This is a genomic window from Ruegeria sp. CE8 (assembly GCF_056537465.1).
In genome coordinates this window covers 39,693-61,739 of record NZ_JBQFRP010000004.1, presented here as the reverse complement: position 1 = coordinate 61,739, position 22,047 = coordinate 39,693, and the positions used below count along the sequence as shown (strand labels likewise).

General features: G+C 57.8%; 23 protein-coding genes. 13 read left to right on the top strand and 10 right to left on the bottom strand.

Going from position 1 to position 22,047, the window contains the following annotated elements:
• Positions 1–112 precede the first annotated feature (112 nt).
• Together ACR0AA_RS08760 and gltX are read left to right on the top strand one after the other, a co-directional pair.
• Positions 113–547, top strand: coding sequence for a DUF1801 domain-containing protein (locus tag ACR0AA_RS08760; protein ID WP_480664011.1), 435 nt, complete (start codon positions 113–115; stop codon positions 545–547).
• Between the two features lie 59 nt (positions 548–606).
• Positions 607–1,932: a glutamate--tRNA ligase gene (gltX, locus tag ACR0AA_RS08755; protein WP_480664009.1), complete on the top strand. Its 1,326-nt coding sequence runs from the start codon at positions 607–609 to the stop codon at positions 1,930–1,932.
• Positions 1,933–1,983: 51 nt separating this feature from the next.
• Here gltX and ACR0AA_RS08750 read toward each other — a convergent pair whose 3' ends face one another.
• Positions 1,984–2,553, bottom strand: a complete 570-nt coding sequence (locus ACR0AA_RS08750; protein ID WP_480664007.1) for a gamma-glutamylcyclotransferase family protein — start codon at positions 2,551–2,553, stop codon at positions 1,984–1,986.
• Positions 2,554–2,648: 95 nt separating this feature from the next.
• Here ACR0AA_RS08750 and ACR0AA_RS08745 point away from each other — a divergent pair, with 95 nt between their 5' ends.
• Entirely contained in the window at positions 2,649–3,101 is a 453-nt protein-coding gene (locus ACR0AA_RS08745) for an RrF2 family transcriptional regulator (RefSeq protein WP_480664005.1), read from the top strand.
• Here the strand turns inward: ACR0AA_RS08745 and ACR0AA_RS08740 are convergent.
• Both ACR0AA_RS08740 and ACR0AA_RS08735 read right to left on the bottom strand, forming a co-directional pair.
• Entirely contained in the window at positions 3,098–5,626 is a 2,529-nt protein-coding gene (locus ACR0AA_RS08740; RefSeq protein ID WP_480664003.1) for an ABC transporter permease, read from the bottom strand. The genes ACR0AA_RS08745 and ACR0AA_RS08740 overlap by 4 nt on opposite strands.
• The gene (locus ACR0AA_RS08735) at positions 5,623–6,318 is read right to left on the bottom strand and encodes an ABC transporter ATP-binding protein (protein WP_480664001.1); all 696 of its coding nucleotides are present in this window, start codon (positions 6,316–6,318) and stop codon (positions 5,623–5,625) included. Before ACR0AA_RS08735 ends, ACR0AA_RS08740 begins: the two co-directional genes overlap by 4 nt.
• Before the next feature lie 65 nt (positions 6,319–6,383).
• On the opposite strand from ACR0AA_RS08735, the gene ACR0AA_RS08730 reads away from it, so the two are divergent.
• Positions 6,384–7,010 (top strand): arylesterase, encoded by a 627-nt coding sequence (locus ACR0AA_RS08730; RefSeq protein WP_480755851.1) that lies wholly within the window; start codon positions 6,384–6,386, stop codon positions 7,008–7,010.
• Between the two features lie 3 nt (positions 7,011–7,013).
• Complete coding sequence (locus ACR0AA_RS08725) at positions 7,014–7,628, top strand: SOS response-associated peptidase (RefSeq protein WP_480663997.1); 615 nt, start codon at positions 7,014–7,016, stop codon at positions 7,626–7,628.
• Positions 7,629–7,633: 5 nt separating this feature from the next.
• Here the strand turns inward: ACR0AA_RS08725 and ACR0AA_RS08720 are convergent, their stop codons facing one another.
• The 5 genes from ACR0AA_RS08720 to ACR0AA_RS08700 all read right to left on the bottom strand — a co-directional run bounded on the left by ACR0AA_RS08720 (position 7,634) and on the right by ACR0AA_RS08700 (position 12,424).
• Positions 7,634–8,194, bottom strand: coding sequence for a L,D-transpeptidase (locus tag ACR0AA_RS08720; RefSeq protein ID WP_480663995.1), 561 nt, complete (start codon positions 8,192–8,194; stop codon positions 7,634–7,636).
• A 178-nt stretch (positions 8,195–8,372) separates the two neighbouring features.
• Positions 8,373–8,579 (bottom strand): cold-shock protein, encoded by a 207-nt coding sequence (locus ACR0AA_RS08715; RefSeq protein ID WP_155149991.1) that lies wholly within the window; start codon positions 8,577–8,579, stop codon positions 8,373–8,375.
• A 189-nt stretch (positions 8,580–8,768) separates the two neighbouring features.
• Complete coding sequence (locus tag ACR0AA_RS08710) at positions 8,769–9,212, bottom strand: hypothetical protein (RefSeq protein ID WP_480663993.1); 444 nt, start codon at positions 9,210–9,212, stop codon at positions 8,769–8,771.
• Between the two features lie 79 nt (positions 9,213–9,291).
• On the bottom strand, positions 9,292–10,959 hold the full coding sequence (gene ettA / locus ACR0AA_RS08705) for an energy-dependent translational throttle protein EttA (RefSeq protein ID WP_480663991.1): 1,668 nt from the start codon (positions 10,957–10,959) through the stop codon (positions 9,292–9,294).
• A 73-nt stretch (positions 10,960–11,032) separates the two neighbouring features.
• Entirely contained in the window at positions 11,033–12,424 is a 1,392-nt protein-coding gene (locus ACR0AA_RS08700) for a KAP family P-loop NTPase fold protein (RefSeq protein ID WP_480663989.1), read from the bottom strand.
• Positions 12,425–12,527: 103 nt separating this feature from the next.
• On the opposite strand from ACR0AA_RS08700, the gene ACR0AA_RS08695 reads away from it, so the two are divergent.
• The 3 genes from ACR0AA_RS08695 to dacB all read left to right on the top strand — a co-directional run bounded on the left by ACR0AA_RS08695 (position 12,528) and on the right by dacB (position 15,193).
• Positions 12,528–12,995: an MOSC domain-containing protein gene (locus tag ACR0AA_RS08695; RefSeq protein ID WP_480663988.1), complete on the top strand. Its 468-nt coding sequence runs from the start codon at positions 12,528–12,530 to the stop codon at positions 12,993–12,995.
• Between the two features lie 32 nt (positions 12,996–13,027).
• The gene (locus ACR0AA_RS08690) at positions 13,028–13,648 is read left to right on the top strand and encodes a nicotinate-nucleotide adenylyltransferase (protein WP_480663986.1); all 621 of its coding nucleotides are present in this window, start codon (positions 13,028–13,030) and stop codon (positions 13,646–13,648) included.
• Between the two features lie 66 nt (positions 13,649–13,714).
• A complete protein-coding gene (gene dacB / locus ACR0AA_RS08685) occupies positions 13,715–15,193 on the top strand; it encodes a D-alanyl-D-alanine carboxypeptidase/D-alanyl-D-alanine endopeptidase (protein ID WP_480663984.1) in 1,479 nt (492 codons plus the stop codon).
• 2 nt (positions 15,194–15,195) lie between these two features.
• Here dacB and ACR0AA_RS08680 read toward each other — a convergent pair whose 3' ends face one another.
• Positions 15,196–15,618, bottom strand: coding sequence for a tellurite resistance TerB family protein (locus ACR0AA_RS08680; protein WP_480663982.1), 423 nt, complete (start codon positions 15,616–15,618; stop codon positions 15,196–15,198).
• An 83-nt stretch (positions 15,619–15,701) separates the two neighbouring features.
• Complete coding sequence (locus ACR0AA_RS08675) at positions 15,702–16,169, bottom strand: Lrp/AsnC family transcriptional regulator (protein WP_480663980.1); 468 nt, start codon at positions 16,167–16,169, stop codon at positions 15,702–15,704.
• 108 nt (positions 16,170–16,277) lie between these two features.
• On the opposite strand from ACR0AA_RS08675, the gene ACR0AA_RS08670 reads away from it, so the two are divergent.
• The 5 genes from ACR0AA_RS08670 (at position 16,278) to ACR0AA_RS08650 (ending at position 22,022) form a co-directional block, all read left to right on the top strand.
• Positions 16,278–17,078 carry a phenylalanine 4-monooxygenase gene (locus ACR0AA_RS08670; protein ID WP_480663978.1) on the top strand — a complete coding sequence of 267 codons (801 nt, stop codon included), beginning with the start codon at positions 16,278–16,280 and terminating at the stop codon, positions 17,076–17,078.
• Between the two features lie 7 nt (positions 17,079–17,085).
• Positions 17,086–17,439 carry a 4a-hydroxytetrahydrobiopterin dehydratase gene (locus ACR0AA_RS08665; RefSeq protein WP_480663976.1) on the top strand — a complete coding sequence of 118 codons (354 nt, stop codon included), beginning with the start codon at positions 17,086–17,088 and terminating at the stop codon, positions 17,437–17,439.
• 135 nt (positions 17,440–17,574) lie between these two features.
• A complete protein-coding gene (locus ACR0AA_RS08660) occupies positions 17,575–19,149 on the top strand; it encodes a lysine--tRNA ligase (RefSeq protein ID WP_480663974.1) in 1,575 nt (524 codons plus the stop codon).
• Between the two features lie 48 nt (positions 19,150–19,197).
• A complete protein-coding gene (locus tag ACR0AA_RS08655; protein WP_480755850.1) occupies positions 19,198–19,599 on the top strand; it encodes a DUF4864 domain-containing protein in 402 nt (133 codons plus the stop codon).
• A 134-nt stretch (positions 19,600–19,733) separates the two neighbouring features.
• A complete protein-coding gene (locus ACR0AA_RS08650; protein WP_480755849.1) occupies positions 19,734–22,022 on the top strand; it encodes a glycosyl hydrolase family 28-related protein in 2,289 nt (762 codons plus the stop codon).
• Positions 22,023–22,047: the final 25 nt, after the last annotated feature.

The following is a 22,047-nucleotide window of genomic DNA, read 5'->3' as shown; positions in this document are numbered from 1 at the left end:
GTTCTCCCTGTCAGAACACCAATAGGTGAGTTAGGTCAGCGCAAGTCTCTTGCCAGTTTATACATCTTTCAAATGGGCTGCGTGGATGAACATTACGTGTTAATTTTTGTTTATGTCGCGATCTGTGAATAAGACCGTCCCTACCGGACAAAGTGTCGACAGCTTTCTTTCTGCCGTTCAGCCCGCGAAAAAAGCGGAAGATGCGTGCGCTTTAAACTTGCTGTTTCGAAAAACCACCGGGTTTGAACCTGTGATGTGGGGGACATCAATCGTTGGGTACGGCCGTTACCACTATCGGTACAAAACCGGGCGCGAAGGCGACTTTCTGGCAACCGGCTTTTCCCCGCGCAAAACGGCATTGTCGATCTATATCATGCCCGGATACGCGGACTTCGGGGATATCCTGTCCCGATTGGGCAAGCACAAGCTGGGCAAATCCTGTCTCTACGTGAACAAGCTGGCGGATATCGATATGGACGTTCTTTCCGAACTGATCCGAGCCGGGTTGAAAGACCTCAACCAACATTGGCCCGTCGAGCCGACCTGAAACCCCTGCTGGACAAAAACGCGCCTTTGTGACAAGAGCCGCGCCAACAGGAGACACCTATGACAACCACCCGTTTTGCCCCGTCGCCCACCGGTTACATCCATGTGGGCAACCTGCGCACCGCCCTGATGAACTATCTGATCGCCCGCAAAGCAGGCGGCACGTTCATCCTGCGCATCGACGACACCGATCCTGAACGGTCGAAGGAAGAATATGTCGACGCCATCAAACAGGATATGGAGTGGCTGGGCCTGCACTGGGACCGGGTTGAGCGGCAGTCGGATCGACTGGACCGCTATGCCGAAGCCGCTGACAAGCTGCGCGAGATGGGTCGGTTTTATGAGGCGTTCGAGACGCCAACCGAGCTGGACCTGAAGCGCAAGAAGCAATTGAACATGGGCAAGCCGCCGGTTTATGACCGGGCTGCGCTGAACCTGTCGGACGCTGAGAAAGAGGCCCTGCGCGCCGAGCGTGGCAATGGTGTCTGGCGCTTCAAGCTGGATCACGAGCGGATCGAATGGAATGACGGCATTCTGGGCGACATCTCGATCGACGCCGCATCGGTATCTGATCCTGTGCTGATCCGCGGCGACGGTCAGGTTCTCTATACGATTGCCTCCGTGGTTGACGATACCGAGATGGGCGTGACGGATGTGGTGCGTGGCTCGGATCACGTGACCAACACCGCGACGCAGATTCAGATCATCGAAGCGCTGGGCGGCAACTGCCCGCGTTTTGCCCACCATTCCTTGCTGACCGGCCCGCAAGGTGAGGCGCTATCGAAACGTCTTGGCACGCTGGCCCTACGCGATCTGCGCGAACAGGGCGTGCAGCCAATGGCGCTGCTGAGCCTGATGGCACGTTTGGGCTCGTCCGATCCGGTCGAGCTGCGGTCCGACATGGCAGAACTGATCGAAGGCTTCGACGTGAACCGCTTTGGCGCGGCGCCGACTAAGTTTGACGTTCAGGACCTGTTCCCGCTGACCGCGAAGCACCTGCAGTCCCTACCGCTGGCCGATGTGGCCGAGGCTGTGGCAGAGGCGGGCGTTCCAGCTGATCTGGCCGAGTCGTTCTGGGCGATGGCGCGTGAGAACATCACCACTCTGGCCGATCTCAAGGGCTGGTGGGAGCTGTGCCGTGACGGGGCCGAGCCTCTGATTGCGGATGAGGATCGTGACTTTATCGCCGAGGCAATGACCCTGCTGCCCGACGATCCGTTCGATGGCGAAACCTGGGGCAAATGGACCAGCGCCGTGAAAGAGGCCACGGGCCGTAAAGGCAAAGGCCTGTTCATGCCGCTGCGCAAGGCGCTGACCGGTATGGAGCGTGGGCCTGAGATGGCTACCTTGTTGCCATTGCTGCAGGTGATCCGCGCGCGCGGCTAAGCGTCCAATGATATTGAGCTGAAGGGCGGGGTCAAACGATCCCGCCTTTTTCTATGCCGTCTGCACGATCCGCGCAGCGATACGGTTGAGGCGGTCATCCACGTACTCGACCTCGGTCGGTTTCAACTGCTGGTGGCGCGGGTATCTGGGCTCGGCGCGGTCGTTCAGGATCGGGGATTCCCAACCATCGGTGGTGGCAAAGAAACGATCCGCTCCGTCCTCGCCAAACGCGCGGAGATAGCCTTGAACGACCACGTCGATGTAACTCAGCAAAAGCGGGTGGCGATTGGTCGGAGCGTTGTGGCGGCCGTGCGGCACCGCGTAGACGGCAATTTCGACCTCATGCTTCAACGGGTGTGTAACCGACTGAGTCGCGGGGACCCGGTCATACGCCCATTCCCGCTCGTCCAATGCGGCCCAGTCGTTTTTGGGGACGTGGGCGATCATGCCTTCGATCTCTGACTCTGCGTCCGGCACGGCCGTCAGAAAGGCAACCGGGCGCAGGTCGGTATGCCGCCAGGCGCGCCGCCATCCTTTTAACCGGGCTGGACGCGCGTCGGGAAAGTCGTGGGTCGCAAGGTTCACGAGGCTGCCGTAACCAAAGAAATAGGGGTCTGCCATGCGCCGTTCGGTCCTTTCCTGACGATTGATGTATGTCAAACCGCTTTTTTGCCGGACATGCAATAAGGTCGCATCTTGATTTTAGGGAGGCCCCTATGCGGATTACCAAACGAACGAACATTGCAGTGCGCTTGCTGATGTACTGCGCGGCGCATCAGGACAGGTTGGTCACGAAATCTGAAATTGCCGAAGTGTGCAATATTTCCGAGAACCATCTGGCCCAAGTGATCAATCAGCTTAGCCAACTAGGCTATCTCAGCACCCAGCGCGGACGCAATGGTGGCATGATGCTTGGCCGGTCGGCTGATCAGATACGCATCGGGTCGGTGTTCCGTCATGTCGAAGGCGATCTGCCCTTGGCCGAGTGTTTTGCGGATGCAGACAACACATGCCCGTTGACGGACGCCTGCCGTCTGCGATTGGCGCTGCAGGACGCGGCAGAGGTGTTCTACGCCTCGCTGGACGAGATCACCCTGGACGCCCTTGTGTGCGACAACGATCATCTGCTGCAAATCCTGCAACCGGTCGCCTGCGCGCGCGTCGCTTAATCGCTGGCGCGCAGGATAGTTGCAGGACGAACGGCTAAGGGGCGCAATGCAAAGATCAGCCCTGCGCCGAGCGTCACGATGATGCCTGCCAATACGATACCGATCGCGGACGTCCAGATGACGGAAAACCCGGTGTCGAAGATATAGGTGGCTACCGCCCAGCCCCCCAGAATGCCTGTAAGCAGGGCAACGCCACCTGCGGCAGCGCCCAGAAATAGGGCGCGCAACGCAAAGCTGAGCAGAATTCTACGCCGATCCGCGCCGAGTGTCTTGAGGATCGCGGCTTCGTACCGGCGGGCGGGCTCTCCGGCGGCGGCTGCGCCGATCAGGACCAGGAAACCCGTCAGCAGGGAAATGCCCGCGCCATAGGAGGTGGCGGCCGCTATCCCTGCCAGCAGGCCGGACACACGGTCAATGGCGTCGCGAACCCGGATCGCGGTTATGTTGGGGAATTGCCCTGCCAAATCGCGCAGTATCGCGGCTTCGGCCTGTTCCTCGGCATAGACCGTCGCGATGAAGCTGTGCGGAGCACCGGCCAATGCCGACGGGTTCAATGACATGATAAAGCCCATGCCAGCGTTCGAGAAATCCACCTCGCGCAAGGACGTAAGTTCTGCGGTTATGTCCCGCCCCAATATGTTGACTGTCAGCTGGTCGCCAAGTTTCAGACCCATTTCCTCAGCTTCTTCGGCCGCAAAGCTTACTTGCGGCGCGCCTGAATAGTCTTCGTCCCACCATTCTCCGGCGGTAATGCGCGTGTTTGCGGGCGGTTGGACCGAATAGGTGACACCCCGGTCACCATCCAGAACCCAGTGGTCGCCTGCTACCTCGCGCGCGGGTCGGCCGTTGATCTGTGTGATGATCCCGCGCAGCATCGGCGCGCTTTCGATCCGGCTGACTGCCGGGTCGGACGTCAGACGCTCGGAAAAGCCCGGCATCTGGTCCTTTTGTATGTCGACGAAGAAATAAGAGGGGGCGACATCCGGTAGATTTCCGGAAATTGCGTTGCGCAGGGTGCCGTCAATCTGACCGACGACGGCCAGGACCGAAAGCCCAAGCCCCAAAGACAGCACGACAGATGCAGCGCCTTCACGCGGGTCGGAAATGGCTGACAAAGCCCACCGCAGGGCCGGGCGTCCGCGCGCCGATGGGGTGCTTATGCGCGCTAGCCTGCGCACCGCAAAGGCGGCAACAGACAGCAACAGCAGCGCGCCTGCCAGCCCGCCGGCGGTCCAGAGGGTCAGACGCGCCGAGCCGCTGAACCAGGCGGCCGATAGGACCAGCAGGATTAAGCCCGCTCCGGTCGCAATGACATAGACGCCTCGGGGGAGCGCCTGGGCCGAAGTCAGCGCGTCGCGGAACAAGGTCGCTGCGCGCACCTCTTCGGTGCGGGCGAGAGGCCAGAGCGTGAACAGAAAGGCCGTAAGCAGCCCGTAAAGCGCGGCTTCTGCCAGAGGCGCAGGATACAGCGAAAATACAGCAGGTACCGGAAGGCTGGCTTCAATCAGCGGTGCGAGCAACAGGGGCAGAGCTCCGCCCAAGGCCACGCCAAGCAGGATGCCGATCCCCGACAAAACACCGATCTGGATCATATAGGTCTGAAAAATAGTCGCCTTGTCTGCCCCCAAAGTGCGCAGCGTCGCAATGGTTTCCGTCTTCTGAGACAAATAGGCGCGCACAGCGGCAGATACGCCGATGCCGCCGACAGCCAGACCGGACAGTCCAACCAGCACCAAAAAGGCGCTGAGCCGTCCAACAAACTCCGCGATCCCCGGCGCGCCGTTTCGTGCATCGGTCCAGCGCATGCCGGTGCCATCAAAATTCTGCTGCGCCTCAACCGACAGGCGTTCAAGATTGGTGTCCGAAGACAGGTTCAACCGGTACTTCGTGGAAAACAACGTTCCCGGTGCCAACAAACCCGATGCCTCCAAGTCCTCAGTTCTGACCAGCGTGCGCGGACCCAGTCCAAAACCGTCCGCGGCCCCGTCCGGTTCATGGATCAGAGCCGCCGTCAAAACGAACTCCTGCGTGCCGAGGGCAAAGCGATCTCCGACCGTAAGGCCAAGCCGATCAATCAGCGACGGGTCCATAATCGCCCCGGGAAGGCCCTGATGCGTGCCCAGTGCGTCCGAAAGCGGCATTGCAGGTTCAAGAACGGGTGATCCCAACAAGGGGTATGTGTCATCCACCGACTTGACCTGGGTGAGCGCGCGTTGCGCTTCGGCGCCTTGTTCGAAAACAGCCATGGACCGGAAATCAACCACCTCGGACACATCGGTCCCGGTCCGGTCCATCCATGCGCGTTCGTCATCCGTTGCGAACCGGTAGGTGAACTCCAATTGAGCGTCCCCGCCCAGCAGGGCCGCGCCTTCCTTGGTCAAACCCGCCTGGATCGCATGGCGGACTGACCCAACGGCGGCAATCGCGGCTACACCAAGCGCGAGACAGGCCAGAAAAACGCGAAACCCGCGCAACCCTCCACGCAGTTCCCGGCGTGCCAGACGCCCGGCGAGGCGGAGGCTCATTCCGCAGCCTCTTGATGTGTTTCTTCCGCGATACGCCCATCCCGCAACCGGACCACCCGGTCGCATTTGCGAGCAAGGCTGTGGCTGTGCGTCACCAGAACCAGCGTGGCCCCGTGTCTGTCGCGCAGGCCAAACAGCAAATCCACGATGGCCGCGCCGTTCGCTTCGTCGAGGTTTCCTGTGGGCTCGTCCGCCAGCAAAATCTGCGGGCGCGGCGCCGCGGCGCGGGCAAGCGCCACACGTTGTTGTTCGCCACCCGACAATTGCGCCGGGTAGTGGTCGCGCCGGTGGGAAAGGCCTACAGCATCCAATTCGGCCTCGGCGCGTTGAAACGCATCCTTGTGTCCGGCCAGTTCCAACGGTGTGGCCACGTTTTCAAGCGCGGTCATGGTTGGGATCAGGTGGAAATTCTGGAACACCACCCCCATCGCGTTGCGCCGGAAACGCGCCAGAGCGTCTTCGTCCATTTCGGTCAGGTTGTGACCAAGGGCTGTGATCTTGCCACCGGTCGCCTGTTCCAAACCGCCCATCAGCATCAATAGCGAGGATTTGCCCGATCCTGACGGCCCGACCAGCCCCAGCGTTTCGCCCTTTTGCACGGTCAGGGTAATGTCATGCAGGATATTCACCCGACCAGCATTGCCATCCAGCGACAAAGCGGCATTTTTAAGCGAAAGAACAGGTGTCGTCATAGATCTTTCCAAGAGGGGGCGGTCAATTGGGATATGGAGCGGTTCGCAAAATGCGCAAGGCCTTGATGTCGGTACTGTTTGTGTGTTGCGGCTTTGCCGCCACAGCGGAGCCAGTGGTCATTGCGGCACTTGGAGATTCGCTCACTCAGGGCTACGGACTACCGGAACAGGATGGTTTTGTCCCTCAGTTGGATCAATGGCTGAAAGATCAGGGTGCGGATGTACGCCTGATCAATGCCGGCGTTTCCGGGGATACAACTGCCGGTGGCGCTGCGCGTGTGGACTGGACACTGACGCCCGATGTGGATGGAATGATCGTGGCGCTGGGCGGGAACGATCTGCTGAGGGGGATAGATCCAGCCCTATCGCGCGCCAACCTGCAGACAATCGTCAAAACTGCGCGTATGGCTGATGTTGAGGTTCTGTTGATCGGAATGCAGGCACCGGGAAACTATGGCACCGATTACAAACAAGCCTTTGATGCGATGTACCCGGAGTTAGCACAAGAGTTTCAGGTGCTGTTTGCGGAAAGCTTCTTCGAAGGGTTACAATCGAACGGTGATCCCAGCGCAGTAAGGCCTTTCATGCAACCTGACGGTATCCACCCGAACAAAGCAGGTGTCGCGCTGATCGTAGAAGCGCTCGGCCCTTCTGTATTGGAGCTGGTCGATGCGTCTGCCGGGCAGGATTGAGCAATGCCGGGGCGATTTTTCCTGACACGACCCATGTCCGAGATTGCCCAAATGCTGAACATCCCGAACGGTATCGGCCCTCAACCACCGCGTCGAAACATACAGCCAGGCCAGGAAGTGATTGTACTGACGGAGGCTGGGTTTAAACCAATGCGCTGGGGTATGATCCCCGTCGGCCGCGTAAATGCCCGCGGGCGACCCGTGATGGAAACCATCATCAATGCCCGATCCGAGACTGTCTTTGACAAGACGGCCTTCGAGGGCGTTGGCCGCGCGGTGGTGCCGGTGGACGGGTGGTATGAGTGGACCGGTGACAAACGCCGCAAAACCGCGTGGCGGATCAAAGCGGCAGATGGCTCACCTCTGTTCTTTGCGGCGATTACCGACAGATGGAACGCTCCGGGTGGTCTGCACGTCGACCAGTTCGCTGCCGTAACATGCGCCCCGAATGCAGATGTGGAACCCATTCATCACCGGATGGGAGTCCTGCTGGACCGCGCTGGTGTTCAGACCTGGCTTACCGGTTCCGAAGAACAGGCCAAGGCATTGACACTGCCCTGGCCTGACGGATTGCTGCATATCGAAGAGGCGACAGACGTCGACTGGTCCGGACCCTGAGGGCGTCAGACCACCGTGACAACCGTTCCGATCGGCACCCGCGCGTAAAGGTCAATCACATGCGCGTTCAGCATTCGAATACACCCGTTTGAGGCTGCGCGTCCGATGGTCTGCGGCTGCGTTGTTCCATGGATGCGGAAATAGGTATCGACGCCATTCTGAAACAGGTACAGCGCACGCGCTCCGAGTGGGTTATCATCTCCGCCGGGCTGGACATAGTCATTGTCCTTGAATCGGGCATAGGTGATCGGCTCCCGCTCGATCATCTCGTCGGTAGGCCGCCATGTCGGCCACTCTTTCTTGACGTCGATCGTGGCCGTGCCGGTGAACTCCAATCCGGCCTTTCCAACGCCGCATCCGTACCGGATTGCCTTGCGAGGTTCGGTAATCAGGTAGAGGTAAAACGACCGGGGTGCCACGAGGAGCTGTCCCGGCTGGAACTGCTTTTTGACCCGGACAAACTGCGGTGTGGGGTCGTATTCAACAGCTTTCGTCTTCGCCAGAGCGATGCCGGGCGTCAGGCCCGCTACTGCGGAAGCTGCAAGGAAAGTGCGGCGTGTGAACATATCGGTTCTCTTGAGGACAACAGAAAAATCGTAAACCAGTGTCGGAATGATAACCGATCTGGTCAATCATTGGGGGAGAGTAACTGATTTGTGATGTAATCGTGGGGACACACTTCTGTTGCAGCTGTGCCCTGCCTAAAAAGAAAAGGGCAGAGGAAACCTCTGCCCTTTCATGAACTTATGCCAGTTCGATATTGTCCGCGCTTTCGCGGCCGTCACGACCCGAGCGCAGCTCGTATGTGACTTTCTGGTTGTCGGCCAGACCGGTCAGGCCCGAACGCTCGACGGACGAGATGTGTACGAACACGTCCTTGCCGCCATCTTCGGGTGCGATAAAGCCGTAGCCTTTGGTGGTGTTGAACCATTTTACGGTGCCTGCGGGCATATCCGTTGTCTCCTGTTTAGCGCTGCCCACGGTGTTGCGGCAGCCCGGCGTCGTTGTCTGGATCGATAGACTGAGCGCCGGAATCGGGGACAGTGGGTCGAAATAGAAAAACGTAAGCGCCATTGATATGGCATCGGGGTGGGGATGTGGCAAGGGGAAGTTTGTTAAGGATTTCCTAGCCCATGCCCCTCATTCCAATTCTAACTTTTCTCTACACGCTGTTTTCACTGACCAGCCACCGTCGAACGGTTCACCCTCAAAACGAATTGCAGTATCCGCCCAGTCAACGTTGATTCCACTGAGTTCAGCTTTTGAGCAATGATCTGCAGTCAGTGTATTTGCGAGCAAGTGAACCACCGGCTCAGGCAACTCATCGACCGCGATGGTCATTGGAAACATGCGTTTGGCAGGCGGCGCTCCGAACTGTGCCATGAATCTCTTCCCAAGCACTTCTCCCCAGTAAAGCTGCGGGGATTTTCCTACAGCCTCGCCGTTATATAATACTAAAGAGTCAAACACCGCAGTCGCATTCGCCAGACCGTCCGGAATCGCCGGAACGAGCAACGTTTCCGCCCGTCCCGAGGATGCTAAGAATAGGAATGTCAGCGCTTTTGCGATAGTCTTAGACGGCAAGCAAAATACTCCAAGTTGTGCTCTTAAGTATCAAGACTGCGAAAAGGAGAATTCACTGCCGAATCGTTGGCGCAATTGCTCACCGTGCAAATTTCTTATGCTTCAACCGCTTGGGCTCCAGCGCGTCCGGTCCCAGACGGCGCTTTTTGTCCTCTTCGTAATCTTCGAAGTTGCCCTCGAACCACTCTACATGGGCATCGCCCTCAAAGGCCAGAATATGCGTGCAGATCCGGTCGAGGAAGAAGCGGTCGTGCGAGATGACCACGGCGCAGCCAGCGAAATCGACCAGCGCGTCTTCCAGCGCGCGCAGGGTTTCGACGTCCAAATCGTTGGTCGGTTCGTCGAGCAGCAGGACGTTGCCGCCCTCTTTCAGCAGACGGGCCATGTGGACGCGGTTGCGCTCACCGCCTGACAGCAGCGAGACCTTCTTCTGCTGATCGCCGCCCTTGAAGTTGAAGGACGAGCAATAGGCGCGGGAATTGACCTGCGCGTCACCCAGCTGGATTATCTCGGCGCCGCCGGTGATCGCTTCCCACACGGTGTCGTTGTCTTTCAGGTCGTCGCGGGACTGGTCGACATAAGACAGCTCAACCGTGTCGCCCAGCGTGATGGTGCCGCCGTCGGGCTGTTCTTGGCCAGTCAGCATCTTGAACAGGGTCGATTTACCGGCACCGTTCGGGCCGATGACGCCGACAATGCCGCCGGGGGGCAGGGCGAAGTCCAGCCCTTCGATCAGTTGCTTGTCGCCCATGTGTTTCGATAGGCCCTCAACCTCGATCACCTTGCCACCAAGGCGCTGGCCGTTGGGGATGACGATCTGGGCGCGGGTCAGCTTTTCGCGCTCGGACTGCTCGGCCAGTTCGTTATAGGCGTTGATCCGGGCTTTGGATTTGGCCTGACGGGCTTTCTGGCCCTGACGCATCCATTCCAATTCACGTTGCAGGGTCTTCTGCTTGGACTTGTCCTCGCGGGCTTCCTGCTCAAGCCGTTTGGCCTTTTGTTCCAGCCATGCGGAATAGTTGCCCTCGTAAGGAATACCGCGGCCGCGGTCGAGTTCCAGAATCCAGCCGGTGATGTCATCCAGGAAATAGCGGTCGTGGGTGACGATTAGGATGGTGCCCTTGTAGTCGATCAGGTGCTGTTGCAACCAGGCGATGGTCTCGGCGTCCAGGTGGTTGGTCGGTTCGTCCAAGAGCAGCATGTCGGGCGCTTCGAGCAGCAGTTTGCAGAGCGCCACGCGGCGTTTCTCACCACCTGAGAGGTTGGCGATGTTGGCCTCATCCGGTGGGCAGCGCAGCGCCTCCATGCTAACGTCGATCTGGCTGTCTAGGTCCCAAAGGTTCTCGGCGTCGATGGCGTCCTGCAGGGTGGTCATCTCCTCCATCAGCTCGTCCGAGTAGTTTTCGGCGATCTCCATGGCGATCTCATTAAACCGGTCGACCTTGGCCTTCTTCGCCGCCACGCCCAGCATGACGTTTTCGCGGACGGTCAGCGATTCATCCAGCTGCGGTTCCTGCGGCAGATAGCCGACCTTGGCGCCCTCAGCCGCCCATGCCTCACCAGTGAAATCGGTGTCGAGGCCCGCCATGATCTTCATCAGCGTGGATTTACCGGCGCCGTTGACGCCGACGACACCGATTTTTACGCCGGGCAGAAAGCTGAGGTGGATGTTTTCAAAGCACTTCTTGCCACCGGGATAGGTCTTGGAGACACCCTGCATGTGGTAGACATATTGATAGGCGGCCATGTCGCGTCCTCTGGGTCGGGGAAATCAAGTTGGGCGGTGTGATAGCGGATGCGGTGGGTGGGGGCAATGGACGTCAAGTATCATAAAACTGAAAGGTTTCGAGCAGGTCTTTAGATACTTTAGCTAGCAAATCTTTAATGAGGTTTTCCCCATACATAAAATCTGTCTGCCTAATCGTTGTTTTATCTTCCTCGGTCAACGTCGAGAAGTCTTGGATGGCCCGCCACGTCAGCTCGACACGACCACCGGTGTGAGTGCTTAAAATCTTTTCTTTGTCAAAGTAATCTAAGTATCGAAAGTTTGCGTCTTCGTTGTCCCGAAATCGGTAATAGGTTTCCGGCAAGAACACCTTAAATACTGCCATGGTCGCTAAACCGGCAAGGAATATGGCATTAAATCCCTCTTGAAGCCTTGGGATCGTAGCTAAGGTTGTTAGAACTCTTTCGGCGTCCCGAAGTGAAACAGGCCTGTCCATTCTTAAGCTTATTAGAATAACTTCGACGGGTTCCAACAGCGGTTTTGCCCTATCGGGAAACTGCATTTGTTCGCTTGCTTTTTGAAAGTGCTCGACCCAAATCGGGATCGGCTGCAAATATGTGTTTTTTTCTGGTAGGCGAAGCGTCAAAGTTACGAATTTTTGCAGGTAGGTCTGTGCATCGGATTTGTTGCCATACCGAGCAATCACACTGTTTCGTAACTCGCTAAGGTTAACACCCAAAATAAAGTGAACGCCATCGACATTAAAGAAGTGCTTGATAACTTCCAGTAAAGAAAGAGCAAAATCTGGGCGGCAGCGGTCCAGTTCGTCTACTATAATCACAAGCTTCTTTGCGGGTCTTTCCTCGCTATCTTTTGTCTCGGGTTCGGTTAATTCGATCAGTGCGAGACGAAAGGCCTCCATCGCTGCCATTTTCGCTCTATGCGCGTCCCAAAAATGCTCAGCTTGTTCGTTGCCGGTTTCTTTGTTGAGGAATGCCTTAGCTTCTTCGCCTACGGCCGAAGCAATTTCATCACCCAAATCGCTGAGAATTTCGGTTGCACCGAAAGTGACTGCAGATAGCCCAATTCGCCCCGCGGCCTTGCTTACAGCCCACGCAGTCTTCTTAAGGTTTTGTGCCCGCTTTTCGCTTTCTACATGCTGTTGATTTTCTGGTGTTCGAAACCGATCAGCAATTGCTCCGGTCAAGGCAACAAGCGGATCATCCAGATAGTCATACTTGAACGCATCGAAATAGACGGTCTGTGTCGTGTTCTCTTCGCGTTTCAGATGTTCACCAACCCAACACTTTAGGAACAACGATTTTCCTGATCCCCACGCTCCGTCCAAAGCGATCACCAATGGATCGTCGATGCGCTCCACCAGTTCCGACAGTTTGTCGCCGGTGGGCTTGCGTGAGAGTTTGTCGTGCTCGTCAAACCCATCTTTGTAGAGCTTGATTTTGGGTTCGGGTATGGTCAGGCGCATGTTTGGCTGCAATTCACAAATCAATCAGCGCTACTATTAGCGGCTGCCTCGGGAACGGTCAGACTGCTAGATGAGTGGAGGTGTGAAAATCTCGGAGCCTTTGATGTCATTGAAAGATCTCATTGCTGGTTGGGCGCAGCCGGGTCGTGTTGACTGGATCGCACTACGGCCAGCACGGCGAGAAGAGATGCGGTCGGTTGAAACCGCTCTGATTTCACCCGACGGCTTCGAAGGTGACCGCAGCCGCGCAGGCAAACGGGCCGTGACTATGATGCAGCAGGAACATCTGGCGGCGATTGGCTCTTATCTTGGGCAAGGGTCGATAGCACCGGAAACCCTGCGGCGCAATCTGGTGGTTTCGGGGATCAATCTGGCGGCGCTCAAGGGGCGTGAGGTGCAGGTGGGTGGGGCCATTCTGCGATTTACCGTGATCTGCGCGCCGTGCAGCCGGATGGAGGAAGCGCTGGGTAAGGGCGGCTATTCCGCCGTGCGCGGGCATGGCGGGTGGTGCGCCGAAGTTGTCACGCCGGGACGAGTTCAGCTAGGTGATTCGGTGCAACCTGTTGATTGACATCCCCGCACAGTTCTGAACATCAGCGAGGAATGGAGCGACACGACATTCCATATGCGCGGCCGGGGCAGGTCATCGGGCTTTTCGGTGGATCTTTTGATCCGCCGCATCGGGGCCATGTGCATGTGACGCTTGAGGCGATGAAAGCCTTTGGGCTGGATCGCGTCTGGTGGTTGGTATCGCCGGGCAATCCGCTGAAGGCACGAGGACCTGCGCCGTTGGAGCAGCGGCTGGAAGCGGCGAGGCGCATGATTTCGCATCCGCGGGTCGAGGTGACCAACATAGAAGCACTAACCGGGACACGCGCGACGGCGGATACTCTGGTCGCATTGCGACGTCTGTACCCCCAGGTGAAATTCGTGTGGTTGATGGGCGCGGACAATTTGGCACAGTTCCACAAATGGAAAGACTGGCGGACGATAATGGACAGCATACCGGTAGGCGTGATCGCGCGGCCGGGTGACCGAATTTCGGCGCGGATGTCCCCGGCGGCGCGGTTGTACGGAAAGTACCGGATCGATGGGCAGGCGCGCCACCTGTTGGGTAGGGCAGAGGCGCCGGCGTGGTGTTTTGTGAACGTGCCAATGGTCGATGTCAGCTCCAGTCAGATCCGGGCGCGCGGCGGATGGGGCGGCAAGGTGTTGCCGGAATAGCCCCAAAGCGCGCATAATCCATATCAATGGTTGTGCGCATTTGATCTGTGAGATTTTATTTGACCCATGGCTGATCGGTTTTCTCGACGTGGATTTCTAGGAGGGCTGGGGGCGGCTTTGATCCCCGGCGTGGTTTTGGCCGAGGCACCTCTGGTGTCGCTGCGACCGCATTTGCGCGGAGATCTGCCCTCTGGGGCCGAACGGCTGGTTCAGGCGGCAGGGCTGCGCGGTGAGGTGGTGTTCGCAGTGGCCGACGCTGAGACTGGTGCGCAGGTCGAGGAGTACGGAGGCGGTCAGGGATTACCTCCGGCCAGTGTCGCCAAGGCGTTGACCGCGCTATATGCGTTGGATGTTCTTGGTGCCGACTACCGGTTCGAAACGGCGCTGATGGCGGATGGTCCCATCGAAAACGGAATCCTCAAAGGCGACCTGATCCTTGTGGGCGGTGGTGATCCGTTGCTGGACACGGACGCCTTGGCCACAATGGCGGCCAACTTGCGCGAGGCTGGGATTGCCGAGGTGCAGGGCGCGTTCAAAGTCTATGAGGGGGCGCTGCCCTACGTGTTCAGCATCGACCCGGGGCAACCTGATCATTTGGGCTATAGCCCGTCGATCAGTGGCATTTCGCTGAATTTTAACCGTGTGCATTTTGAATGGAAACGCGACGGCACCCGTTACGACGTGACCATGGATGCGCGCAGCTCGCGTTACACGCCCTCGGTCGATATGGCGTCTATGCGCGTCGAGAACCGCAAGCTACCGATCTACACATATGAACCCAGCGCGCGGCAGGACCGATGGACGGTGGCCAAAGGAGCGTTGGGAAGTGGCGGTGCGCGGTGGTTGCCCGTGCGCAAGCCTGCGCTGTACGCGGGCGATGTCTTTAAAACCCTGGCACGCGCGAACGGAATCGTGCTGGGGCGGGTGCAAGTCACACGCGAAGCGCCGCAGGGAACAGTGCTTGTGCTGCATCAAAGCGATCCGTTGGATAGCATTCTACGCGGCATGTTGAAGTATTCGACCAATTTGACGGCGGAAATGGTCGGTATGGCGGCCTCACGCGCTCGTGGCGCAACGTTGGAATCGTTGGCTGATTCAGCGGCCGAGATGAATCGTTGGGCGCTAGAGGCTTATGGTGTGACAGGGATCGCGATGGTGGATCACTCGGGGCTGGGGGATGCATCCCGCATGGCGCCCGGCGATCTGGTGACGGCCCTGGTCGCTGCGAAAAAGGCGGGCACGTTGCGGCCGTTGCTGAAGAAATTCACGCTAGCGGACAGTCAGGGGCGGCCGGTCAAGGATCACCCGATCAAGGTGGATGCAAAGACCGGCACGCTGAATTTCGTATCCGGTCTGGGCGGGTTTATCACCACACCGGGCGGATCGGACCTTGCGTTTGCCATCTTTACCGCCGATGTCGACCACCGCGCGACCATCCCGCGCGCGCATCGCGAGCGGCCGGAAGGTGCGCGCAGCTGGAACAATCGGTCGCGTAAGTTGCAGCGCGCCCTGATCGAGCGCTGGGGATCGTTGGCCGGTAGCTGAGATCAGGTTGTGTGGCGTGCCCTAGCGCCACGCTCGATCGCGGCGGCGTGCAGCCGGTCTATGTTCAGTTCGTAACGGATTTCTTCAAGCAGTCGCAGCTCGGATTCAGCAAGGGAACCGTCTGCAGCAGCGACGTCACAAGCCAGCGCATAGGCGGTCTCGTTCAGCCGTTCCGGCAGGTTCTCCCGGATCAATCCGAATAGTGCGTCCAACCCGTCCTCTTGTTCGAACAGATCGAACACGGTTTGCGAAACGCGGCGAGTCCGGTCGATATCGTATTCGGCAAAAACCGGCAGCATGTTCACGGCGCCTTCGATTTTGACCAGCTCGGCCGTGCGGATCGTTTCATCAGACGCGGATACCGCAACCATGATCGCAACAAGGCAATCCTGCGGGGACATCGGGTGTGGAACTTGTTCGGTCATGGTGTCGTCCTGATTGGGCTGTTTTGAAAGCGCACGATAGGAGGGCTGCCGGGCAGGTTCAACGGATTTTGCCTAGATTGCGGTCAGAGAATGGGCAGAGGGCCTCGTGTTTTGGTCTGTCGCAGCACGAAATTGCTGCGTGTGTCACGCACAAGGCCCGACTTTAATAGCCGCTGCATGATGAAATGCTCAAGCGCCTCGGGGGTTTTGGCATAGACCTTAAGAATGAAATCATGATCCCCGGTGATCGAGGCGCATTCGACGATCTGAGGCTCGGTCTCGATCAGGCGGAGAAAGGCGTTGATGCTTTCTTCCTGATGATCACGGAGGGCCACGTGGACATAGGCGATGGCGTTCAGGCCAACCGATTTGGCGCGCACCTGCGCGGCGTATCCCGACACTATTTTTGCGGCCTCCAGATCGCGCACGCGTCGCCAGCATTGTGAGGCAGACAGCCCGGTGCGGTCTGCGAGATCCTGCATGGACAACCGGCCATCGGTCTGAAGCTCTTGCAATATGGCGATATCAGCGGGTTGAAGGGTTTGTTTCATAAAAGGTGATCCAATGATATATATTTGCCAAATTACTGGGAAAGTGCCGGTAATCCAAACCAAAATTCTCGGCGCGCGCGGTTATACTTTTCCTGAGGAGGAGAAGTAATGCCCAAGTCGACCAAATACGTCGCCAAAGTTGCCGATGAGCGCGGCCATATTGCATACACGCCAGAGGAGGATGCCGTCTGGGCGGATCTCTACGCTGCTCAGGAGGCGAATGTTCAACGCTACATGGCCAGGGATTATCTGGATGGGCTGGCGCGTCTGGATTTGCCAAAAACGAGCGTTCCCTCCTGCGCTGACATCTCTGAGCGGTTGTTGGATATGACCGGTTGGCGAGTTCAGCCGGTTCCTGCTTTGATCGGGTTCAAGACCTTCTTCGGGATGTTGGCAGACCGGGTTTTTCCTGCCGCTTCCTTTATCCGATCGCGCGAAGATTTCGACTATATCGAGGAACCGGACATCTTTCATGAGATTTTCGGGCACACGCCTTTGTTGAGTGATCCTCGGTTCGCGGCCTTCAGTCACGCTATCGGGAAGGCCGGGGTCCAGGCCGGTGACAAAGACTATTCCTGGCTGATCCGGCTGTATTGGTTCTCGATTGAATTCGGACTGCGACGTCAGGATGGTGAGATCAAAGCGCTTGGGTCGGGTCTTGCATCGTCACCGACCGAGCTTGTGTATGCCGTCGAATGCGACGTTCCTGATCGGGATCCGTTTGATATCATGACGATCCTGCGGACGCCGTATCGGATCGACATGCACCAGATGGGTTATTTCGTGCTAAACTCGCCGGAGGAGCTGTTTGCAGCCGCCGAGCGAGACCTGTTGGCAGATGTTCGTCAGGCGCAGTCACTTGGGTTGCTGCCGAACAAGTTTCCGGAAAAAGCAACCGCAGCGGAGTGAACGGATCATGACACTTTCAGGAGAAACCTGCAGCCTATCGGATCGAACCTGTGTGCCCTGTTCCGGCGGTGTCCCGGCTTTGACTCGCGAAGAGGCCAACACTCACATGGCCGAACTTTCATCAGACTGGACGTTGGATGCGGACGCAAAGATGTTAAGCCGGCATTACAAGTTCAAAGGGTTTGCAAAGGCCACCTATCTTGCAAACCTTTGCGCGTGGCTTGCCGATCAACAGGGGCATCACCCTGATGTCTCGTTCGGGTGGGGATATGTGGATGTTAAGCTGACCACGCACGAAATAGGTGGGCTCAGCGAAAACGATTTTATCTGGGCGGCAAAACTCGATCAGTTGACTGCCTGAACCGTCGCAATTGCGGTTTCCCGTCAGGAAAAACAGCGCGCTTTATTGACTCATGCTGCACCGGCACAATAGGAGGGGTCGGTCGGTTGCATGAGGTGATCGGCGCTGTTTTTTCCCGATGGAGCTGTAAATCAAATGTCTGAACTGCGTGAAACCGCTATGACGTCCAAGGCCTGGCCTTTTGAAGAGGCGCGCCGGTTGCTCAAACGCTATCAGAAAGCGGCTCCGGAAAAGGGATATGTGCTGTTCGAGACTGGCTATGGTCCGTCGGGGCTGCCGCATATCGGAACCTTTGGCGAGGTCGCGCGGACCACAATGGTCAAGCGCGCATTCGAGGCGCTGTCGGATATCCCGACCAAGCTGATCTGTTTCTCGGACGATCTGGACGGAATGCGCAAAGTGCCCAGCAACGTACCGAACCCCGAGGTGCTGGAGGAGCATCTGCAGCGCCCATTGACCTCGGTGCCGGACCCGTTTGGCGAATACCCCAGCTTTGGCGAGCATAACAACGCTATGCTGCGGCGGTTCCTCGATACTTTCGGGTTCGAGTACGAATTCTATTCGGCGCGCGATTTCTATCGCTCGGGTCAATTCGACGAGATCCTGAAGCGGGCAGTTGAAAGGTATGATGACGTGATGGCCATCATGCTGAAAAGTCTGCGCGAAGAGCGTCAGCAGACCTATTCGATTTTCCTGCCGATCCACCCCGAGACCGGCCGTGTTCTTTATGTCCCGATGAAGAAGGTCTGCGCCGAAACCTACACGATCACGTTCGACGACGAAGACGGTAAGGAATGGACGCTACCTGTCACCGGCGGCAACGTGAAGCTGCAGTGGAAACCGGATTTCGGTGCGCGCTGGGCGGCACTGGGCGTCGATTTCGAGATGTATGGCAAGGAACACGCGACCAACGAAAAGATTTATGACGCGATCTGTCGTGCGCTGGGCGGGCGTGCGCCCGAGCATTTCTCGTATGAACTGTTCCTGGATGAAAACGGGCAGAAGATTTCGAAATCGTCCGGCAATGGCGTGTCGATTGACGAATGGCTGACCTATGCGCCGACCGAGTCTCTGGCATATTTCATGTACCAGAAACCCAAGACGGCCAAGCGGATGCATTTCGACGTCATCCCGAAAGCCTATGATGAGTATCATCAGCAATTGCGGGCGTATCCGGGGCAGGATTTGAAAGCACAACTGAACAACCCGGTCTGGCATATTCATGGCGGAAACGTTCCGGAATCTACACTGATCGTACCGTTCGCAATGCTCTTGAACCTGGCGTCCGTGTCGGGGGCCGAGGACAAAGAGGCTCTGTGGGGCTTTATCCGTCGGTACGCGCCCGAAGCCACGCCGGAAACGCATCCCGATCTGGATGAGGCGGCTGGTTTTGCAGTGCGGTACTTCAACGACTTTGTGAAGCCCACCCGCCAGCACCGCGCGCCGACCGATCAGGAACGTGAAGCTCTGGAAGCGCTCAAAGCCGCCCTTGAGGTCTATGATGGCCCAATTGAGGATGAGGCGCTGCAATCGGTGGTCTATTCGATCGGGCGCGAGCGGTTCGATCCTATGCGTGGCTGGTTCACGGCACTTTACGAGGTGTTGCTGGGCGCGTCGCAAGGTCCGCGGTTTGGTGGTTTTATCGCGCTGTATGGCGTGCCGGAAACCATCGCGTTGATTGACAAGGCGCTGGCCGGAGAACTGGTCTGATTTGACCCGATACTGTGTGGGGCTACCCTTTAAGCAGGAGGTGGCCCCATGCGTCGATTACTGCTTGCCATATCACTCAGCGCCGGACTGGCCTCGGGTGCGTTTGCCCAGAGTGATGAGATCGAAGCCAACATTGCGGCGCAGATACAGGCGTTCAAGGCGGATGACTTTGTCACAGCCTTTACCTTCGCCAGCCCAAACATCCAGAACCTGTTCCGGACGCCCGAGAATTTTGGAGCCATGGTCCGCAATGGCTATCCTATGGTCTGGCGACCTTCCGAGATTCGCTTTCTCGAACTGCGCGAGGTCGCAGGCGCCTTGTGGCAAAAGGTCATGATCACCGACGGCAAAGGGCAGGTTCACATCCTGGACTATCAGATGGTGCAACAACAGAACGGCTGGAAGATCAATGGCGTGCAACTGCTGGGTAACTCGGACCCGGCGGCGTGACGCAACACCACCGTCACGGTGGTATGAGCGGCGGTTAATCCCTCTTCGATACTCAGGCTTTTGCGTTCGGGGCGACCCCGAGCAATGGGTTTATGCGCGCGGTGGTCTGCTGCGCGATTGGGAAAGGGATTTCTATGAACAAGGCAATCACCGACGGCATCGTTTTCATGCCACCCGCATTTGCGAACGGTTTGAACGTCTGGTCCAGCGGCGACGGAACACCGGGTTCGCCCACCTATGGTGGCTCGGGCACAGGAGCATATGTTCCGGCGGACCCGGATTTCAGCGGTTGCCTTGAAATCCTGAAAGTGCAGGCAACGCAGAAATTGCGTTACATGGGGCAGACGCCCCTGATCCCGGGCTGCTATCTGCAGATCAAGGCGCGCGTAAAAGCAATCAGCGGACCGTTGCCTCAGGTCCGTGTCGCGGCCTGGGCTGGTGGAGCTGGTGACCAGCAAGTGACCGGCGTGATCGATCAGGGGCCGGCCACTCAGCTTTCGGGCTATGGCGCGGTGCATGAAGTCAAGGCCATTGTGGGGACTGGCAAACGCTCGGGCGTGGATATGCCCTGGGGTGTCGCGGCGCTTTACGGGCATTTCGGCCTGAACATCGAAGGCGCAAATGGTTCGGTCATTCGTGTCGATGACATCGAGATTTCAGATGTCACCAGTATCTTCCTGCGGGAAATGATCAGCACCGTCGATGTGCGCGACTATGGTGCAATCGGGGATGGGGTCGTGGACGATTCCGCTGCATTCGAAGCAGCGGATCAGGCCGCCAGCGGCCGCCGGATCTATGTGCCCAAGGGCACGTATTTGTTGGCGCAGAATACCTCAATGTCGTCCGAGATGGACTTTGAGGGCACGATCACAATGCCCGACGACAAAATGCTGTTGTTGACCAAGAATTTTGATTTGCCAGCCTATATTGCCGCATTCGGAAATGAAGAGCTGGCGTTCAAGAAGGCGTTTCAGGCGCTTTTGAACAATTCGGACCATGAATCGCTGGACATGGGCGGGCGAAAGATCTCGGTCACGGCGCCGATTGACATGGCAGCTGCTGTCCCTAACCGACAGGGCGGTTTTTCGACCCGGCGCGTGATCCGCAACGGGCAGTTTGATGTCAAAAGCAGCTCGGCCTGGGACACGGAAACCTTCACCTCGGTGGCGACGTATGATCCGGCGAATTCGACTACGCTGACCAATGTGGAGAACATCGCAAACATCCCGGTTGGAGCGCTGGTACAGGGCAACGGTGTCGGTCGTGAAATCTATGTGCGTTCCAAGGACGTCGGTGCTGGCGAGATCACATTGAACGACCCGCTCTTCGATGCAGCGGGTACGCAGACCTTCACCTTCCAATCGTTCAAATACCTGCTGGATTTCAGTGGTTTCAGCACGTTGCGCAAATTTGGCATGGAAGAAATCGAATTCCAGTGCAACGGGCGTTCCAGCGCGATCCGGCTTGCGCCGTCGGGCAGTACATTCGCGGTCACGAACTGCTTTATCAGCCGACCGAAAGATCGCGGTATCACGTCGCACGGCACCGGGTGTCAGGGGATGCTAATTGATAACTGCCAGTTTCTGTCGACCGAAGAAGCCTTGAACGTTCCCGATCGCAATTCCATTGCATTGAATGCCAATGCGAATGACATCAAGTTGCGCCACAATCGCGCTGTGCGTTTCCTGCATTTTGCGGTGCTGGCAGGCTCGAACAACCTAGTCTTGGGCAACCACTTCTTCCAGGGGGACCGCATTCCGCAGGGCGTCCGCAGCGCAGGGCTGATCATGACAGCCACCTATAATAGTTCGACCATATCAGAGAACTATGTCGACAATTGCTTTGTAGAATGGACCAACGAGCGGGACGCAAACCCCGTCTATACTTCCGGGTACTCGTTCAGTTCGATGACGATCTCGGACAACATCTTCTATGCCAGCGAAGTGGCGCCGTGGTTCAGCCAGATCGTCATCCGCCCACATGGTGCCGGGCACTATTTGAATGGTGTGATCGTTACCGGCAACAAGTTTCGTTCCAGCAGCGGTCGTATCGATCGGGCCGAGCGGGTCGATACCACCTTTGCGGACCTGAACCACTACGCACATCTGAACGTGATTTTTGAGAACAACACCTTCAACGGCATCGACGCAAAGGTTGAAAACCCGTTGCGTATTCGGAGCGCGCAGGAATCGGCGTCTTCGGTCTGGGTGATTTCCGCTCAGGGTAGATTGCCTTTTGGCGGCAAAGCGCGTGGATGTGATGCGGTCACCGTGTTGGGGCCGCTCAGAAACACGGCCGGGCATACAATACACACGGCGCCATACGTTGAGTTGGAGCAAGGCTCCAATAGTGACGCCATCCAGTTGCGCTGGCCTCAACCGGTTAGTGGTTCGGTGTCGACGATCATGCGCATCGAATACTAGGCGCAGATGTTATGAGCGCCAGGAC

Coding starts and splice junctions, on each gene's coding strand:
- ACR0AA_RS08745 (WP_480664005.1), top strand. CDS start 2,649: ATGCGGATTACCAAACGAACGAACATTGCAGTGCGCTTGCTGATGTAC.
- ACR0AA_RS08690 (WP_480663986.1), top strand. CDS start 13,028: ATGGAGCGACACGACATTCCATATGCGCGGCCGGGGCAGGTCATCGGG.
- ACR0AA_RS08680 (WP_480663982.1), bottom strand. CDS start 15,618: ATGACCGAACAAGTTCCACACCCGATGTCCCCGCAGGATTGCCTTGTT.
- ACR0AA_RS08735 (WP_480664001.1), bottom strand. CDS start 6,318: ATGACGACACCTGTTCTTTCGCTTAAAAATGCCGCTTTGTCGCTGGAT.
- ACR0AA_RS08650 (WP_480755849.1), top strand. CDS start 19,734: ATGAACAAGGCAATCACCGACGGCATCGTTTTCATGCCACCCGCATTT.
- ACR0AA_RS08730 (WP_480755851.1), top strand. CDS start 6,384: ATGTCGGTACTGTTTGTGTGTTGCGGCTTTGCCGCCACAGCGGAGCCA.
- ACR0AA_RS08720 (WP_480663995.1), bottom strand. CDS start 8,194: ATGTTCACACGCCGCACTTTCCTTGCAGCTTCCGCAGTAGCGGGCCTG.
- ACR0AA_RS08695 (WP_480663988.1), top strand. CDS start 12,528: ATGTCATTGAAAGATCTCATTGCTGGTTGGGCGCAGCCGGGTCGTGTT.
- ACR0AA_RS08675 (WP_480663980.1), bottom strand. CDS start 16,169: ATGAAACAAACCCTTCAACCCGCTGATATCGCCATATTGCAAGAGCTT.
- ACR0AA_RS08740 (WP_480664003.1), bottom strand. CDS start 5,626: ATGAGCCTCCGCCTCGCCGGGCGTCTGGCACGCCGGGAACTGCGTGGA.
- ACR0AA_RS08665 (WP_480663976.1), top strand. CDS start 17,086: ATGACACTTTCAGGAGAAACCTGCAGCCTATCGGATCGAACCTGTGTG.
- ACR0AA_RS08715 (WP_155149991.1), bottom strand. CDS start 8,579: ATGCCCGCAGGCACCGTAAAATGGTTCAACACCACCAAAGGCTACGGC.
- ACR0AA_RS08655 (WP_480755850.1), top strand. CDS start 19,198: ATGCGTCGATTACTGCTTGCCATATCACTCAGCGCCGGACTGGCCTCG.
- gltX (WP_480664009.1), top strand. CDS start 607: ATGACAACCACCCGTTTTGCCCCGTCGCCCACCGGTTACATCCATGTG.
- dacB (WP_480663984.1), top strand. CDS start 13,715: ATGGCTGATCGGTTTTCTCGACGTGGATTTCTAGGAGGGCTGGGGGCG.
- ACR0AA_RS08670 (WP_480663978.1), top strand. CDS start 16,278: ATGCCCAAGTCGACCAAATACGTCGCCAAAGTTGCCGATGAGCGCGGC.
- ACR0AA_RS08700 (WP_480663989.1), bottom strand. CDS start 12,424: ATGCGCCTGACCATACCCGAACCCAAAATCAAGCTCTACAAAGATGGG.
- ACR0AA_RS08760 (WP_480664011.1), top strand. CDS start 113: ATGTCGCGATCTGTGAATAAGACCGTCCCTACCGGACAAAGTGTCGAC.
- ACR0AA_RS08660 (WP_480663974.1), top strand. CDS start 17,575: ATGTCTGAACTGCGTGAAACCGCTATGACGTCCAAGGCCTGGCCTTTT.
- ACR0AA_RS08725 (WP_480663997.1), top strand. CDS start 7,014: ATGCCGGGGCGATTTTTCCTGACACGACCCATGTCCGAGATTGCCCAA.
- ACR0AA_RS08750 (WP_480664007.1), bottom strand. CDS start 2,553: ATGGCAGACCCCTATTTCTTTGGTTACGGCAGCCTCGTGAACCTTGCG.
- ettA (WP_480663991.1), bottom strand. CDS start 10,959: ATGGCCGCCTATCAATATGTCTACCACATGCAGGGTGTCTCCAAGACC.